The sequence below is a fragment of the Streptomyces sp. MZ04 genome, assembly GCF_004684775.1.
In the GTDB taxonomy this organism is placed as follows: Bacteria; Actinomycetota; Actinomycetes; order Streptomycetales; family Streptomycetaceae; genus Streptomyces.
In genome coordinates, this window is record NZ_SRIC01000196.1 from 1 (window position 1) to 15,835 (window position 15,835).

Genomic DNA, 15,835 nt, shown 5'->3' on the forward strand with positions numbered 1-15,835 from the left:
GGGGTAGGCCGCTCGCCTTTGCCGGGGAACGGCGAAGGCCCCGTCCGACTGGACGGGGCCTTCGAAGAAGTGGCTGGGGCCGGGATCGAACCGGCGACCTATCGCTTTTCAGGCGATCGCTCGTACCAACTGAGCTACCCAGCCACGCAGTTCGAGAAGAACTGCAAGCGGTCCTGACGGGATTTGAACCCGCGGCCTCCACCTTGACAGGGTGGCGAGCACTCCAAACTGCTCCACAGGACCAAGCGTTGTGCGAGCACTAGTCTCGCACAAGGTGTTGCGTGCCCCCAACGGGATTCGAACCCGTGCTACCGCCTTGAAAGGGCGGCGTCCTGGGCCACTAGACGATGAGGGCTAAGGGCCCACCTGGGCGCTTTGCAGCGCGTCGGGGACGTGAGAAGCATATGGGATGCGGGGAGCTATCGCCAAAACGGTTTAGGGGGAGCCGCTCGGCGGCGGGGGCGACGGGGTCGCGCCGGGCTGGTTCTCCTTGGGGAGATGGCGGCTGACCTCCGCCTTCGTCAGGCCGAGGCCACCCAGCCTGATCTCGTCCCAGGCCTGGAGCCTGCGGGTGTCGCGGTCCAGGTAGAGGATCGACGCCTCGACCGGGTCGGGGTACTTGCCCTCCACGGCGCGCAGCCCGCTGCCCCCCGTCGAGCCCTCGATGCGCAGGCGCGTGCCGCCCTCCATGACCTCCATCTCCTGGTGGTGGACATGGCCGGCCAGGACCAGCGGCACCTCGCCGTCCGTCTCGCGCGCCGCGTCCGGGTTGTGCGCGACGGCCACGTCGACGGGGGTGCCCGCGGCCTTCTGGTCGCGCAGGGCCGATGCGAGCCGGATGCCGGCCATCACCTCGACGGGCCTGCCCTCCGCGGCGACCGAGCGGTCGGGTGTGTACTGCGGATCGCCCGTGCCGGCGAAGCGCAGGCCCGCGACCGACACGGCCCTGCCCTCGTCCAGGACGTGCACGTTCTTCATGCGCTGGAGGTAGCGCTGCGTCGTGCGCGAGTCGTGGTTGCCCCGCACCCAGACGTACGGCGCGCCCAGGTCCTCGACCGGGTCCAGGAAGGCGTTCTCCGCCGCGCTGCCGTGGTCCATCGTGTCGCCGGAGTCGACGATGACGTTGATGCCGTACTGCTCGACGAGCGAGGCGATGATCTTCCAGCTCGCGGGGTTCAGGTGGATGTCCGAGACGTGCAGGACCCGGATCGTGGACGGGTTCGGCTGGTACGCGGGGAGCGTCGACGTCACGTCGTACAGCTTCGTCACGTTGGTGACCAGGCGGGCCAACTCCTGTTGGTACACGTCGAATTCGCTGACGATGTTGCGCGCGTTGCCCACCACGGAAGGCGCGCTGCTCAGCAGGCCCGAGAACTTCGGCTCCAGGACCGACTTGGGGTTCCATGTCGCGTACGCCGCCGTGCCCGACGCCGCGAGCAGGGCGAGGGCGAGGCCGCCCGCCGCGAGCGCGCGGCGCGGGCGGCGGTAGACGGCGAGGCCCAGTGCCGTGGCCCCCGAGACGACGGCCACGCAGGAGCGTGCGGCCAGGTCGAGCGTGCCGTGCTCGACGTCCCGCGCCACCTCCTCCTGGAGCCCGGAGAGCCGCTCGGGGTGGTCGACCAGGGCCTGTGAGCGCACCGGGTCCAGGCGGTCCACGTCCACGTCCAGGCGGATGGGGGCCGTGTGCGAGCGCAGTTCCAGGGCGCCGAGCGGCGATACGTCGATCTTCGTGCCGCCGGTGGCCGAGGGGCGCAGCGTCATCCGGGTGTCCATCGGGCCCACGGGTACGTGCGCGCTGCCCAGGATCAGCAGGCCGAGCCACGCGCCGAGCAGGACGACCGCGACCAGGCCGACGGCGCGGCCGTACGGGTGCGGGGGGCTGATCAGTTCGCCCACCGGATGCGTGTGGCGTGCGCGGTAGTGGCGTACGAGGGCGGTGGGCGCCCTTCGTATGCCCTTGATCCTTTTCATCCCCTGCATGACGACTGTGACGTCGCGGGTCATTGGTCCCGTATGCCCACGGCGGCGGGTGGCCATGCGGGACGGTGGCCGACAATGGGGGTGTGCTGGAGATGACGCGGGAAGAGTTCGAGGAACTGGTCGCCGAGGCGCTCGACCGGATTCCGCCGGAGTTGACGCGGTTGATGGACAACGTGGCGGTGTTCGTGGAGGACGAACCGCCCGCCGAGGATCCCGAGCTGCTCGGGCTCTACGAGGGAACTCCGCTGACCGACCGGGGCGAGTGGTACGCGGGAGTGCTGCCCGACCGCATCACCATCTACCGGGGGCCGACACTCCGGATGTGTGAGTCGCGCGAGGACGTCGTGGCGGAGACGGAGATCACCGTGGTGCATGAGGTCGCCCATCACTTCGGGATCGACGACGAGCGGCTGCACGCGCTGGGCTACGGCTGACGGGACGGCGGCGAGGTCCGTGTCCTCTTGCGGGGCAGGGGAGTTGGGCAGGGCGTCCCCATTTCCAGCGCCTCGGAGGTGCTCGGCCGTGCGCCAGTTGTACGTTCCTGTCCGGTGGGCCGCGGCGGCGGTGGCCGTCATGGCGACCGCGGGCTGCATGAGCATCGGTGACGACGGGCGCGATGCGCCGGGACCCGCGCGCTCCGCGGGGCAGCGTGACGGGGCGGCGGCCCCGGACGGCGGTGGTGTCTCGCCGGGCGGCGGCTCGGCCGGCGGTGGTTCCGGCGGCGGGCGCGGCGACGCGAAGGGCGACGGGCACGGGAAGCGGACGGGCAAGGGCAAGGGCAAGGACCGGGACGCCGGTGCCGGTGATGCGACGTCGGGTGCCGCCGCCCCGGCTTCCGCCTCCGCGTCCGGGACCTCCGCCGCCCCGGCCGCGCCGACGACGGGCGGGCGGCCGAGCCCCACCAAGCCCAGGCCGCCGAAGCCGTCCCCCACGCCGAAGCCCACCACGCCGAAGCCGTCTCCCACGCCGACGCCCACGCCGCCCACCCCGGAGCCCTCCTCGTCGGCGCACGAGGAGACCCAGCAGGACGCCCAGCTCGGGCAGCGGTCGACGGAGCCGGTGTCGCGGGAGCCCTCTCCGGAGGCCGGGCCCGCGTAGATCGGCGTACTCCGGAGGTGGACCGACGTAGATCAGCCGCTGTCCGAAACCCGCTTCGTCGCAGGTGAGCCCGGCCGTGAGGCCTTGAATCGAAGGTGCCTCGGGCAGCTCGGTTTGCCTTAGGGGGGGGTGGGTGCGTATGGTGGTAGATCGTTTGATCCCATTTGCCCGGCGCCGACACAGAAGAGCGCCGCGTGGCGCGTACTCTCCCTTGCCGTGGCTGACCGCATAGAGGCGGTCCATTGCGAAATCACGGAGTTGACGGGCGCGTGCCGAGACTCCGGAAGGTTTCGCATTTCGCATGTCCATTTTCAGTTCTGACCACGCCGTCCTGCCCGAGAACGAGGCCGTCGAGGCTGTCGAGACCGTCGAGAACGACGCCGTAGAGGTTGTCGCCGAGGCCGTCGAGATCGTCGAGACCGCCCCGGCCGAGGACGTCACCGAGGTCACCACCGACGCCGACGCCGAAGCTGATGCCGTTGAGGCCGACGCCGACGCCGACGCCGACGCCGACGTCGACGCCGACGCCGAGCCCGAGATCACCTTCGGCGACCTCGGTCTGCCCGACGGTGTCGTCCGCAAGCTCGCCCGCAACGGCGTGCACACCCCCTTCCCGATCCAGGCCGCGACCATCCCGGACGCCCTGGCCGGCAAGGACATCCTGGGCCGCGGCCGCACCGGCTCCGGCAAGACCCTCTCCTTCGGTCTGCCGATGCTGGCGCAGCTGGCCGAGGGCCACACCGAGAAGAAGAAGCCCCGCGGCGTCATCCTGACCCCGACCCGCGAGCTGGCGATGCAGGTCGCGGACGCGCTTCAGCCGTACGGCGACGTACTCGGCCTGAAGATGAAGGTCGTCTGCGGCGGTACGTCCATGGGCAACCAGATCTACGCCCTCGAGCGCGGCGTCGACATCCTCGTCGCCACGCCGGGCCGTCTGCGCGACATCATCAGCCGTGGCGCCTGCTCGCTGGAGAACACCCAGATCGCGGTGCTCGACGAGGCCGACCAGATGTCCGACCTGGGCTTCCTGCCCGAGGTCACCGAGCTGCTCGACCAGGTGCCGTCCGGCGGCCAGCGGATGCTGTTCTCGGCCACGATGGAGAACGAGATCTCCACGCTGGTCAAGCGCTACCTGAACAACCCGGTCACGCACGAGGTCGACGCCGCCCAGGGCGCCGTCACGACCATGACCCACCACATCCTGATCGTGAAGCCCCGCGACAAGGCGCCCGTCACGGCCGCCATCGCCGCGCGCAAGGGCCGCACGATCATCTTCGTCCGCACCCAGCTGGGCGCCGACCGCATCGCCGAGCAGCTCTGCGAGTCCGGTGTGAAGGCCGACGCGCTGCACGGCGGCATGACGCAGGGTGCCCGCACCCGCGTCCTCGAGGACTTCAAGAAGGGCTACGTCAACGCGCTCGTCGCCACCGACGTCGCCGCCCGCGGCATCCACGTCGACGGCATCGACCTGGTCCTGAACGTGGACCCGGCCGGCGACCACAAGGACTACCTGCACCGCTCCGGCCGTACCGCTCGCGCGGGCCGCTCCGGCACGGTCGTCTCGCTGTCCCTGCCGCACCAGCGCCGTCAGATCTTCCGCCTGATGGAGGACGCGGGCGTCGACGCCTCGCGTCACATCATCAACGGCGGCGGCACCTTCGAGCCGGAGGTCGCCGAGATCACCGGCGCCCGTTCGATGACCGAGGTGCAGGCCGACTCCGCGGGCAACGCGGCGACCCAGGCCGAGCGTGAGGTCAAGGACCTCACCAAGGAGCTGGAGCGCGCCACGCGCCGCGCCACCGAGCTGCGCGAGGAGGCCTCGCGCCTCACCGCGCGTGCCGCCCGCGAGCGCGGTGACGACCCGGAGGCCGCGGTGGCCGAGGCCGCCGCCGCTGCCGAGGCCGCCGTCGAGGCCGCCGCCTCCGTCCCGGAGCAGTCCGCCGCCCCGGCCGCCCGCGAGGAGCGCCGTCCGCAGCGCGACGAGCGCGGCAACTACGAGCGCGAGCGCCGTGACGACCGTGGTGGCCGTTCCTTCGAGCGTCGTGACGACCGCGGTGGCTCCGGCTTCCGTGGTGGCGACCGCCGTGAGGGTGGCTTCCGTGGCGGTGACCGCCGTGAGGGTGGCGACCGTGGTGGCCGTTCCTTCGAGCGTCGTGACGACCGTGGCGGCTCCGGCTTCCGTGGTGGCGACCGCCGTGAGGGTGGCTTCCGTGGCGGCGACCGCCCCTCGGGTGACCGTGGTGGCTTCCGTCGTGACGAGCGTCCCTCGGGTGACCGTGGCGGCTTCCGTCGTGACGACCGTCCGTCGGGTGACCGTGGCGGTTCCTTCCGTCGTGACGAGCGTCCCTCGGGCGACCGTGGCGGCTTCCGTCGTGACGACCGTCCGTCGGGTGACCGTGGCGGTTCCTTCCGTCGCGACGACCGCCCCTCTGGCGGCCACCGCGGCAGCGACCGTCCGTTCAACCGTGACCGCCGTGACGACCGCCCCTCCGGCGGCGCCCGCTCCGGTGGCCACGACCGCCCGGCGTTCAACCGCGACCGCTCCGGCACCGGCACCGGTTCCTTCGGCCGCCGCGACGACAAGCCGCGCTGGAAGCGCAACGGCTGAGTCGGCGGCTGAGTCGTCGGCTGAGTCATCGGCTGATGCCCGAGTGACTGACTGAACGGCAGCGGGCCCGTCCCTTCGGGGGCGGGCCCGCTGCCGTATGCCAAACGTGACGTGTGTCATGTCCCTGCCGTGGGCAACGCTGCTGCATGACGACCACTGACGGAAAGAACGGCGAACCACCACCACCCGGCTCCGACGAGGAGCGCCTGGCCCAGCTCGGCTACACCCAGGTGCTCGCGCGCCGCATGTCCGCGTTCTCCAACTACGCGGTCTCCTTCACGATCATCTCGGTCCTCTCCGGCTGCCTCACGATGTACCTGTTCGGCATGAACACCGGCGGCCCGGCCCTGATCACCTGGGGCTGGGTCGTTGTCGGCCTGATGACCCTCTTCGTCGGCCTCGCCATGGCCGAGATCTGCTCGGCGTACCCGACATCGGCCGGGCTCTACTTCTGGGCGCACCGCCTCGCACCGCCCCGCACGGCGGCCGCCTGGGCGTGGTTCACGGGCTGGTTCAACGTCCTCGGCCAGGTCGCCGTCACCGCGGGCATCGACTTCGGAGCCGCGTCGTTCCTGGGCGCGTACCTGAACCTCCAGTTCGACTTCCAGGTCACCGAGGAGCGCACGATCCTGCTCTTCGCCGCCATCCTCGTCCTGCACGGACTCCTGAACACCTTCGGCGTACGCATCGTCGGCCTGCTCAACAGCGTCAGCGTCTGGTGGCACGTCATCGGCGTCGCGGTCATCGTCGGCGCGCTCGCGTTCTCGCCGGACTCGCACCAGTCGGCGTCCTTCGTCTTCACGGAGTTCGTGAACAACACGGGGTGGGGCAGCGGCCTCTATGTCGCCCTCATCGGCCTCCTGATGGCCCAGTACACCTTCACCGGGTACGACGCGTCGGCGCACATGACCGAGGAGACCCACGACGCGTCCACGGCGGGACCGCGCGGCATCGTCCGCTCCATCTGGACGTCCTGGATCGCGGGCTTCGTGCTGCTGCTCGGCTTCACCTTCGCCATCCAGTCGTACGAGGGTGCGCTGGGGTCGGCCACGGGAGCGCCGCCCGCGCAGATCCTGCTCGACGCCCTCGGGGCGACCGCCGGCAAGCTGCTCCTGCTCGTCGTCATCGGCGCGCAGCTCTTCTGCGGCATGGCGTCCGTGACCGCCAACTCCCGGATGATCTACGCCTTCTCGCGGGACGGAGCGCTGCCGTTCTCGCACATCTGGCACACGGTCAACCCGCGTACGCGCACGCCCGTCGCGGCGGTCTGGCTGGCCGCGCTCGGCGCGCTGGTGCTCGGACTTCCGTACCTGATCAACGTGACGGCGTACGCGGCGGTGACCTCGATCGCCGTCATCGGGCTCTACATCGCGTACGTCGTCCCGACCCTGCTCCGGCTGCGCAAGGGCGACCAATTCGAGCGCGGGCCCTGGCACTTGGGCCGCTGGTCGCGCCCGATCGGGATCGTGGCGGTGGCCTGGGTCGGCGTGATCACGGTCCTCTTCATGCTGCCGCAGGTATCGCCGGTCACCTGGAAGACCTTCAACTACGCCCCGATCGCGGTCCTCGTGGTGCTCGGCTTCGCCGCGACCTGGTGGCTGGCATCCGCCAGGTACTGGTTCCTCAACCCGGAGCACGAGCGCACCCTGGCCCGCGAGGCGGCCCGCTCCGTGTCGCCCGACCAGGCCGATCTCTGACCGTCCCAGGCCCGCTCGAGGGCCCGGCGCGGAACTCGCGACGGGCCCGGAGGCGATACCCGATCGGACGACGGGGCCCGTCCCGCTATGCTCGTGGGGTGCGTCGGCACGGACCGTTAGCTCAATTGGCAGAGCAGTGGACTTTTAATCCATTGGTTGTGGGTTCGAGTCCCACACGGTCTACCGCTCAGGCCCAGGTCAGAAGGCATCTGATCTGGGCCTGCGGTGCGTTTCAGGGCTTTGAAGATCGATAGCTCGTCCGGTGCGCGGAATCGAAGCGGGCCACCCCGAGGCCGGCGCCTCACCCACAATCACTGTCGGACACGGGTTCCGCGCGTGGTCCATGAACACCGGGACCGTACCCGGACTCGACGTCAACAACAGACATGGGTAGCACACCAGCACCGCGTCACCATCGGTGCCGTAGCCGCGCACACACTCGTCGGGGATCGGTCCGGGAGGAATCGGCAGAGCGGCGGCGTGCGCAACGCTCGGACCGGCAGCCAGCAGACAGACCGCAGAGATCACAGTGGCCACGAATCCACGCATGAACACTCCCTGACGAATCGCCCCGGCCCTACCGGTGCAGGGCGCGAGGAATGGAGTCCAGTACGCCACACGGTCGTCGGCCGACAGGTGCTGCCACATGGCGCCGTCCCCCAGTCAGGAACCTCTGATCTGGGCCTGTGGCATGTCCGGCTCCCTCCGGCTCCCTCCGGCTCCCTCCGGCTCCCTCCGGTCGCCCGAACGGCCCCGCCTTGCCTGCGCCCCCGCGGCCCACGAGTGACGCTGAGCCTGCCAGGTGGTCGACCCGGAGGTCCGGAGGTGCAGCATGGGTTCCGTACGTTCCGTACGACGGGCTCTAGTCATGGTGCTCGTGCCGCTCCTGATCGGCGTCGCGGCGGCCTGCGGCGGTTCCGGCGGCGGCTCGGGCGGTGCGACCGAGCGGGCGCGCCCCGCCAACTTGGCCTTCGAGCACCCCGGAGTGCTGGTCAGCAAGGCCCAGCTGGCGCGGGTGCGCGCGCACGTGGCGGCGCGGGAGCAGCCCTGGCTGGGGGCGTTCGAGCAGATGCGGGCCAGCGAGTACGCGGCGGACGACTACCAGGCCACGCCGTACGCCGTCGTCGACTGCCCGCCCGACACCCGCCCCGGCCAGGGCTGCGTCGAAGAGCGCGATGACGCCATCGCCGCGTACACCCACGCGCTGCTCTGGAACATCACCGGCGAGAAGGCGCACGCCGCGAAGGCCGTGCAGATCATGGACGCCTGGGCGCAGGTGATCACCGGACACACGGAGGCCAACGCCGGGCTCCAGACGGCGTGGGCCGCCTCGTCCTGGGCGCGCGCGGCCGAGGCCGTGCGCTACTCCTACGACGGCTGGACCGACGGCCGGCTGCTCCGCTTCGAGCGGATGCTGCGCAACGCCTATCTGCCCCAAGTGCGCGAAGGGGCCGCCGACTTCAACGGCAACTGGGATCTCCTGATGGCCGACGCGACCATCAGCATGGCGGTGTTCCTCGACGACCACGAGTCGTTCGAGAAGGCGGTGACGCACTTCCGGGACCGCGTACCCGCCTACTTCTATATGAAGTCGGACGGTCCGCTCCCCGTCTCGCCCGCGGGCAGCGCCATCAACACCCCGGAGAAGCTCCAGAAGTACTGGTTCGGGCAGAAGACCTTCGCCGACGGGCTCTCCCAGGAGACCTGCCGCAATTTCAAGCACGCCAGCTACTCGCTCGCGGCCACCGCGCACATCGCGGAGACCGCCTGGCACCAGGGCGTCGACCTCTACGGAGAGGTCGAGGACCGGCTGCGGGCCGCGTTCGAATTCCACTCCAAGTACCAGCTGGGGACCAAGGCGCCCAAGTGGCTGTGCGGCGGAAAGGTGCAGCGCGACATGGGGCCCGACACCGAGGTCGGCCTCAATCACCTGGGGCAGCGGCTGAAGCTGGATCTCCCGAACACGGAGAAATTCACGGAGGGGCGGCGGCCCGAGGGCACGGACGGTCTCTTCGTGGCCTGGGAGACCCTGACGCACGCCGAAAACGCTTAGCGACCTGCGGTTTCGCCCCTCCCGTCAACCGGTTCGCTTTTACCCCGCCACATGGCGTACTGTTCATTTCAACGGCGCGGGGTGGAGCAGCTCGGTAGCTCGCTGGGCTCATAACCCAGAGGTCGCAGGTTCAAATCCTGTCCCCGCTACTGAAGTCCTGAGGCCCGGATCCAGATCATGGATCCGGGCCTCAGGCGTTTTCGCGTTCCCCCCCCTGTGACGTCATCCGGTCGGCCCACACGGCTCGCCGCCCGCCGCCGCTCCGGGAAACCTGGACAGGTGCGGTCATGGGGCTGGTCCCGGGCGCGGACTTCGGCAGGAGACGAGCGGTGGGGCAGCGAGGACGTCCGAGAAACCCCGGAGAGGGGTCGGGCATGAGTCCGGACGTCACCCACGAGCGGGCGCTCGTGCGGGCCCTCCCGTGGCTCCTCCTGGTCGTCGGTGTCGTGTACGACCTGTCGACCCCTCCGGAGTTCACCGCGGCGCCCCTGTTCACCGCCGCCCCGCTGATCGCCGCGCCCTTCTACTCGCTCCTGAGCACCAGCCTCATCGGCGCCGCCTCCTGCCTCGCCGTGCTCGGCCTGCACTTCAACAACACCACCACCGACGTCGAGGCCGTCACCGAGCTCCTCACCCTGGTGACCGTCGCCGTGCTCGCCGCCCTCATCAACAGCGTCGTACGCCGCAGCGACCAACAGCTCGCCTCCGCCCGCACCATCTCGGAGACCGCCCAGCGCGCCGTGCTGCCACAGCCGGATCACCGGATCGGCGGGCTCGACATCGCGGCGCGGTACGAGGCCGCGGACGCCGACGCGTTCATCGGCGGGGATCTGTACGCCGTGCAGGACACCCCGCACGGCGTACGCGTCATCGTCGGCGACGTACGCGGCAAGGGGATGGGCGCGGTGGCGGCCGTCGCCGTGGTCATCGGGGCGTTCCGGGAGGCGGCCGAGCAGGAGGCGACGCTGGAGGCGGTGGCGCAGCGGCTGGAGCGGGCGCTCGCGCGGGAGGGCACGCGGCGCAACGGGCTCGACGCCTTCGAGGGGTTCACCACCGCCGTCCTCGCCGAGATCCCGCACGGCGACCGGGCCATCCGCATCCTCAACCGCGGGCATCCCGAGCCGCTGCTCCTGCGCGGCGACGGACGGCTGTGCGTGCTGTCCGCGAGCGAGCCCGCGCTGCCGCTCGGGATGGGCGACCTGGGGGGCTGGCCGGACCGCGCCGACGAGGCGGAGTTCCCGCCGGGGGCGATGCTGCTGCTCTACACCGACGGGCTCTCGGAGGCGCGGGACATCCGTGGCGAGTTCTACAACCCGGCGGCCCGGCTCGGCGGCCGGATCTTTCCCGGGCCCCACGGTCCGGACATGCTGCTCGCGACGCTGGCCGAAGAGGTGCGCCGGCACACCGGAGGCGGCGGGACGGACGACATGGCGCTGCTCGCGGTGCGGCGGCCTGACGCCGCCGACGCACCGGCCGATGCCCCGTCCGATGTCACGGGCCGTGACTGAATCGCACCACTCCGCATAACAACTGACGTACTGTCAAGGCGGTGTGAAGGTCCGGTGTGTGAAGAAGTGCGGTCAACTCGCCCTGTTCCGGCCCCCAGTGTCCCGTTAAGTACAGGCCAACGGCGTTAACGATCAGTCGGAACGGCTTGGAATACGGCACTGCCGTCTATTAACGTTCGATAACGCAGCGCGGTCGTCCCAGCCGTCACTCGAGTCGGCTCCGTGCGCACACGCCTAATCCCGAAAGGGAGCCGGGGAACCACCAATTGGGGTGAATCGGGCATCTGTGCATCCGTGCCAGATGTTCGTAGGAGACCTTCCTGCTCCGAACCCGTCAGCTAACCCGGTAGGCGAGAAGGAAGGAAAGGAGCGCGCCCCAGTGGCGTCCAACCGGCCTGCCCCCCAAGCCGTTTTCGTACCGAATGACGACGACTTCGGTGCCTACGAAGATGAGCCTTGGGAGGAGTGGAACCCGACCGAGGAGTCCATCCGTCCCGTTCGCGGCAGGCACCGCGTCCACAAGAAGGGCGGCGGCGGGCTCGCCCGCAGCTCCACCGTCCTCGGCGTGGGCGTCATCGCCGCCGTCGGCGCGGGCGGCATCGCCACCGCGCAGGGCGGCAAGCCCCCGGTCTCCATCGAGATGCCGGACATCTCGGCCGTCACGGACTCGCTGCCGGAGGCCAAGTCGCTTCCCGGCGTGGGCTCCCTGATATCCGACGACTCCGACGACTCCGACGACTCGGGCTCCTCCGACGCCGGCGTGACGACCGCCGCCCCCCTCACCGCCGCCGGTGTCAGCACCGCGGACGCCGAGCAGGGCACCACCGACGCCGGCGAGGCGCTGCGGGCCCGCATCATGCAGCAGGCCGAGAACCAGCAGGACCAGGCGGACGACGCGGTCCAGAAGGCGGCCGAAGAAGCCGCCGTCAAGAAGGCCGCCGAGCGGGCCGCCGCCGAGCAGACCGCGGCCGAGAAGAAGATCGCCGCCGCGAAGGCCGCCGCCAAGAAGAAGGCGGAAGAGGAAGCCGCGCGCAAGGCCGAGGCGGAGCGCCTGGCGAAGCTCGCCAAGAGCTACACCCTCCCGGTCGGTTCGTACACGATCACCAGCACCTTCGGTCAGCCCGGCTCCATGTGGTCCTCCGGCTACCACACCGGCCTCGACTTCGCGGCGCCGACGGGCACGCCCCTCAAGGCGATCCACTCCGGCACCGTCAAGGAGGCCGGCTGGGCGGGGGCGTACGGCTACCGCACCATCCTGGAGCTCGATGACGGCACCGAGCTCTGGTACAACCACCAGTCCTCGATCGGTGTCAGCGTCGGCCAGAAGGTCACCACCGGCGACACCATCGGCCGCGTGGGCGCCACCGGCAATGTGACCGGGCCGCACCTCCACCTCGAGGTCCACCCCGGCGGCGACTCCACCGGAGTCGACCCGGCCGCCTGGCTGCGGGACAAGGGCCAGTCGCTCTGAGGCCGAGGCCGAGGTCGAAGTTGAGGCCGAGGTCGAAGTTGAGGCCAAGGCCGAAGTTGAGGCCGAGTCTGAGTCTGAGGCACCCCCTGTGACTCCGGCGGTCCTGGCGACAACCCCCCGACGCCAGGGCTGCCGGCTCGGCATGCCCATATCCTGAAACGCGGAACTGACATCCCGCAGTGCGGAATGCCGGGATCCGTAAGGGTGTTGAGCCCCGTATGACTTCTCTCCGCACGCTTGGCCCGTCCGACCTCGAGGTCTTCCCGCTCGCCCTCGGAGGCAACGTCTTCGGCTGGACGGCCGACGAGGCGCAGTCCTTCGCCGTGCTCGACGCCTACACCGCGGCGGGCGGCAACTTCGTCGACACCGCCGACGTCTACTCGGCCTGGGTGCCGGGCAACAAGGGTGGCGAGTCCGAGACCGTCATCGGCAACTGGCTCGCCGCGCGCGGCCGTCGCTCCGACGTCGTGATCGCCACCAAGGTGGGCGCCCACCCCGACTACAAGGGCCTGTCCGCGAACACCATCAAGTCCGGTGCCGAGGAGTCGCTGCGCCGACTGCGCACCGACTACATCGACCTCTACTACACGCACTTCGACGACCCGGCCGTCCCCGTCGAGGAGATCATCACCGCGCTCGACGAGCTGGTGACGGCGGGCAAGGTGCGCGCGATCGCCGCCTCCAACCTGACCGCCGAGCGGCTCCAGGAGTCCCTCGACTTCTCCGACCGCGAGGGCCTCGCCAAGTACGTCGCGCTGCAGCCGCACTACAACCTCGTCTCCCGCGACAGCTACGAGGGCCGGCTCCAGGAGGTCGCGTCACGCTCCGGCCTGGCCGCGGTGCCGTACTACGCGCTCGCCTCCGGCTTCCTCACCGGCAAGTACCGGCCGGGCGCGCGGGTCGACAGCGCGCGGGCCGAGGGCGCGGGCAAGCACCTGGAGACCGAGCGGGGCGTGAAGGTGCTCGCCGCCCTGGACGAGATCGCGGCCGCGCGCGGCGCCGAGGTCGCGACCGTGGCCCTGGCCTGGCTCGCCGCGCAGCCGACGGTGGCCGCGCCGATCGCGTCGGCCCGCACGGTCGAGCAGCTGCCGGCGCTGCTCGCGGTGGCGGATCTTGAACTGACGGAGGCCGAGGTGAGCGCGCTGACGGCGGCTTCCGCCTGATCAGCTGCGGTAGGGGTTGTACGGGGTCTGGTAGGCGGGGTACGCCGGGTGCGTGGCGTGGGCGGCGTAGGCCGTCACCGGCTGGGTGTAGCCGTACCCGTACGGGGGCGGCATCGGTACGAGCACCGGTGCCGTCGCCCGCGCCGCGTAGGCGAGCGCGGGCCGGGCCAGTTCGCGGCGCTCCCACAGCGCCTGCAGCAACTCCCGCTCCCGTACGACGAAGTCGGCGCCCGCGCGGCCGCGGCGCCCCCGGTGCCGGAGCAGGGCGAGCGACGTCGCGTACGCCTCGTACTCCGCGACCGTGCGCGCCGCGGCCTTGCCCTGCGTGTACGCGGCGTAGTCGCGGGCGATGGTGCGGGCCCGCATCGTGCCGAGCGCGTACGGCTCGGGCGGCGTGAGCCAGCCCGCGAGCACGTACGCGGGCAGCTCGGTCCGCACCACGCGCAGGCCGCGCTGTCTGAGCCAGATCATCAGCCAGGTCAGCAGCCCGAACGCGGGCAGCATGAAGAGCGCGTACACCGCGAAGAAGCCGTACTCGCCGAAGGTCGCCGAGCCGTTCCACAGGGCGTGCAGGCCCATCGCGAGGAGCAGTCCGGCGGGCGGAAGGAGCAGGTGGCGCAGTCGCCGGCGGTCGGTGCCGAGCGCGGCCAGGCCGAAGCCGATGCCGGTGAGCACGGTGAACAGCGGGTGCGCGAAGGGGGACATGACGACGCGTACGAAGAAGGTCGCCGCCGTCACGGACGCGAGCCCCGTGCCGCCGTTGAGCTGGTCGGTGCCGAAGGCGCTGCCGAGATAGAGGATGTTCTCGGTGAACGCGAAGCCGGTGGCGGTCACTCCGGCTATCACGACGCCGTCGAGCACGCCGGTGAACTCGCGTCTGCGGAAGAGGAAGACGAGCAGGACGGCCACGGCCTTGGCCGTCTCCTCGACGATCGGCGCTATGACGGTCGCGCCGAGGGTGTCCGCGCTGGTGGGGTCGGCGGTGGCGGTCGCTATCCAGCGGGTCGCGAAGCTGTTCGCGACGATGGCTATGAGGGCGGCGGCGCAGGCTCCCCAGGCGAAGGAGAACAGGATGTTCCGCCAGGGGCCTGGCTGTACCCGGGCCAGCCAGCGGAAGGCGGCTATCAGCAGCGGCACGGGCAGCGTCGCGAGCCCGAGCCCGACCAGGAACCCCTCGGTGCCGGTCTCTTCCCGTACCAGGGCGAGGATGACGAGCCCGGAGAGGGCGAGCAGCGTGACCAGGGCGGCGGCGCGGATGGCCCGCCGCTGCCACCAGCGCGCGTGGCGGAGCCCGGGGGGCCCTGCCGGGGGCAGGGGGTGCGCGTGCGGAGAACTGGTGGCCACGCCGTTGACCCTAACGAGGGACAGGGGTGCGCCGCGACGGTGCGTTCCGCCTTGGCGCCGGGCGGGGGGTTTCCTGTTTCCCTGCTACTCGGCTGCTACTCGGCTGCTACCCGGCGGAACAGCAGGTCATGGACCACATGCCCCTTGTCCAGGCCCTGGCCCTCGAAGCGGGTGAAGGGGCGGAAGGAGGGGCGGGGGGCGTAGCCGCCGTCGGCCTGGGTGTTCTCGAAGAGGGGGTGTGCGGTGAGCACTTCCAGCATCTGTTCGGCGTACGGCTCCCAGTCGGTCGCGCAGTGCAGCAGCGCGCCGGGCTTGAGGCTGGGGGCGGCGAGGGCGAGGAACTCGGGCTGGATGATGCGGCGCTTGTGGTGGCGGGCCTTGGGCCAGGGGTCGGGGAAGTAGACGCGCAGGCCGTCGAGTGAGGCGGGCGGGAGCATCTCGCGCAGCAGGATGACGGCGTCGCCGTTGGCCACGCGGACGTTGCTCAGCCCGTTGCGATCGGCGAGCCCGAGCAGGTTTCCCTGCCCCGGGGTGTGCACGTCGACGGCGAGGATCCCGGTGTCCGGATCATCGGCGGCCATCTGCGCGGTCGCCTCGCCCATGCCGAACCCGATCTCGAGTACGACGGGCATCTCGCCGCCGAACAGTTCGCCGAGGTCGAGGACGCGCCGCCCGTCGATGTCGAGCCCCCACTTGGGCCACAGCCGCTGCAGGGCGTCGGCCTGGCTCGTGGTGACCCGGCTCCTGCGGGGCTGGAAGCTGCGGATCCGCCGCTCGTGGTGCGACCCCGCGGGGTCGGGCGCGGGGCCGCCGGGGTCGAGGTGCTCGGCACCGCCGCCCCGCTGCCCTTCACGGTCAACGCGGACGACGGCGTGAACGAGGAGCGGCGCCTGGAGTACCGCTTCCTCGACCT

Annotated in this window: 11 protein-coding genes, 5 tRNA genes and 1 riboswitch; of the genes, 10 read left to right on the forward strand and 6 right to left on the reverse strand. The window is 70.9% G+C overall.

Annotated features, from left to right (window positions below):
- Positions 1 to 70: 70 nt before the first annotated feature.
- From E2651_RS30340 to E2651_RS30355, 4 genes are all read right to left on the reverse strand, one after another.
- Positions 71 to 144 (reverse strand) — tRNA-Phe (locus tag E2651_RS30340).
- 24 nt (positions 145 to 168) lie between these two features.
- Positions 169 to 243: transfer RNA gene (locus E2651_RS30345), tRNA-Asp, on the reverse strand.
- A gap of 39 nt (positions 244 to 282) precedes the next feature.
- Positions 283 to 355, reverse strand: a tRNA-Glu gene (locus tag E2651_RS30350).
- Between the two features lie 80 nt (positions 356 to 435).
- Positions 436 to 1,980, reverse strand: coding sequence for a metallophosphoesterase (locus E2651_RS30355; RefSeq protein ID WP_135334456.1), 1,545 nt, complete (start codon positions 1,978 to 1,980; stop codon positions 436 to 438).
- 83 nt (positions 1,981 to 2,063) lie between these two features.
- Here E2651_RS30355 and E2651_RS30360 point away from each other — a divergent pair, with 83 nt between their 5' ends.
- The 10 genes from E2651_RS30360 (at position 2,064) to E2651_RS30405 (ending at position 13,578) form a co-directional block, all read left to right on the forward strand.
- Positions 2,064 to 2,414, forward strand: coding sequence for a metallopeptidase family protein (locus E2651_RS30360; protein ID WP_190082831.1), 351 nt, complete (start codon positions 2,064 to 2,066; stop codon positions 2,412 to 2,414).
- An 88-nt stretch (positions 2,415 to 2,502) separates the two neighbouring features.
- A complete protein-coding gene (locus tag E2651_RS30365) occupies positions 2,503 to 3,078 on the forward strand; it encodes a hypothetical protein (RefSeq protein ID WP_135334449.1) in 576 nt (191 codons plus the stop codon).
- A gap of 301 nt (positions 3,079 to 3,379) precedes the next feature.
- Complete coding sequence (locus E2651_RS30370; protein WP_135334450.1) at positions 3,380 to 5,686, forward strand: DEAD/DEAH box helicase; 2,307 nt, start codon at positions 3,380 to 3,382, stop codon at positions 5,684 to 5,686.
- Between the two features lie 146 nt (positions 5,687 to 5,832).
- Positions 5,833 to 7,383: an amino acid permease gene (locus E2651_RS30375; protein ID WP_135334451.1), complete on the forward strand. Its 1,551-nt coding sequence runs from the start codon at positions 5,833 to 5,835 to the stop codon at positions 7,381 to 7,383.
- 110 nt (positions 7,384 to 7,493) lie between these two features.
- A tRNA-Lys gene (locus E2651_RS30380) sits at positions 7,494 to 7,566 on the forward strand.
- Between the two features lie 649 nt (positions 7,567 to 8,215).
- Positions 8,216 to 9,436 (forward strand): alginate lyase family protein, encoded by a 1,221-nt coding sequence (locus E2651_RS30385; RefSeq protein ID WP_135334452.1) that lies wholly within the window; start codon positions 8,216 to 8,218, stop codon positions 9,434 to 9,436.
- Positions 9,437 to 9,511: 75 nt separating this feature from the next.
- Positions 9,512 to 9,585: transfer RNA gene (locus E2651_RS30390), tRNA-Met, on the forward strand.
- Between the two features lie 225 nt (positions 9,586 to 9,810).
- Positions 9,811 to 10,944 carry a PP2C family protein-serine/threonine phosphatase gene (locus E2651_RS30395; RefSeq protein WP_245239334.1) on the forward strand — a complete coding sequence of 378 codons (1,134 nt, stop codon included), beginning with the start codon at positions 9,811 to 9,813 and terminating at the stop codon, positions 10,942 to 10,944.
- Positions 10,945 to 11,165: 221 nt separating this feature from the next.
- A riboswitch (cyclic di-AMP (ydaO/yuaA leader) is annotated at positions 11,166 to 11,312 on the forward strand.
- Between the two features lie 11 nt (positions 11,313 to 11,323).
- Positions 11,324 to 12,415, forward strand: coding sequence for a M23 family metallopeptidase (locus E2651_RS30400; RefSeq protein ID WP_135334454.1), 1,092 nt, complete (start codon positions 11,324 to 11,326; stop codon positions 12,413 to 12,415).
- A 218-nt stretch (positions 12,416 to 12,633) separates the two neighbouring features.
- Positions 12,634 to 13,578, forward strand: a complete 945-nt coding sequence (locus E2651_RS30405) for an aldo/keto reductase (protein WP_135334455.1) — start codon at positions 12,634 to 12,636, stop codon at positions 13,576 to 13,578.
- Here the strand turns inward: E2651_RS30405 and E2651_RS30410 are convergent, their stop codons facing one another.
- Together E2651_RS30410 and trmB are read right to left on the reverse strand one after the other, a co-directional pair.
- A complete protein-coding gene (locus E2651_RS30410) occupies positions 13,579 to 14,922 on the reverse strand; it encodes a PrsW family intramembrane metalloprotease (RefSeq protein WP_167828934.1) in 1,344 nt (447 codons plus the stop codon).
- Between the two features lie 95 nt (positions 14,923 to 15,017).
- Positions 15,018 to 15,835: tRNA (guanosine(46)-N7)-methyltransferase TrmB (trmB, locus tag E2651_RS30415; protein ID WP_245239335.1), on the reverse strand; the 818-nt coding region annotated here is incomplete at its 5' end.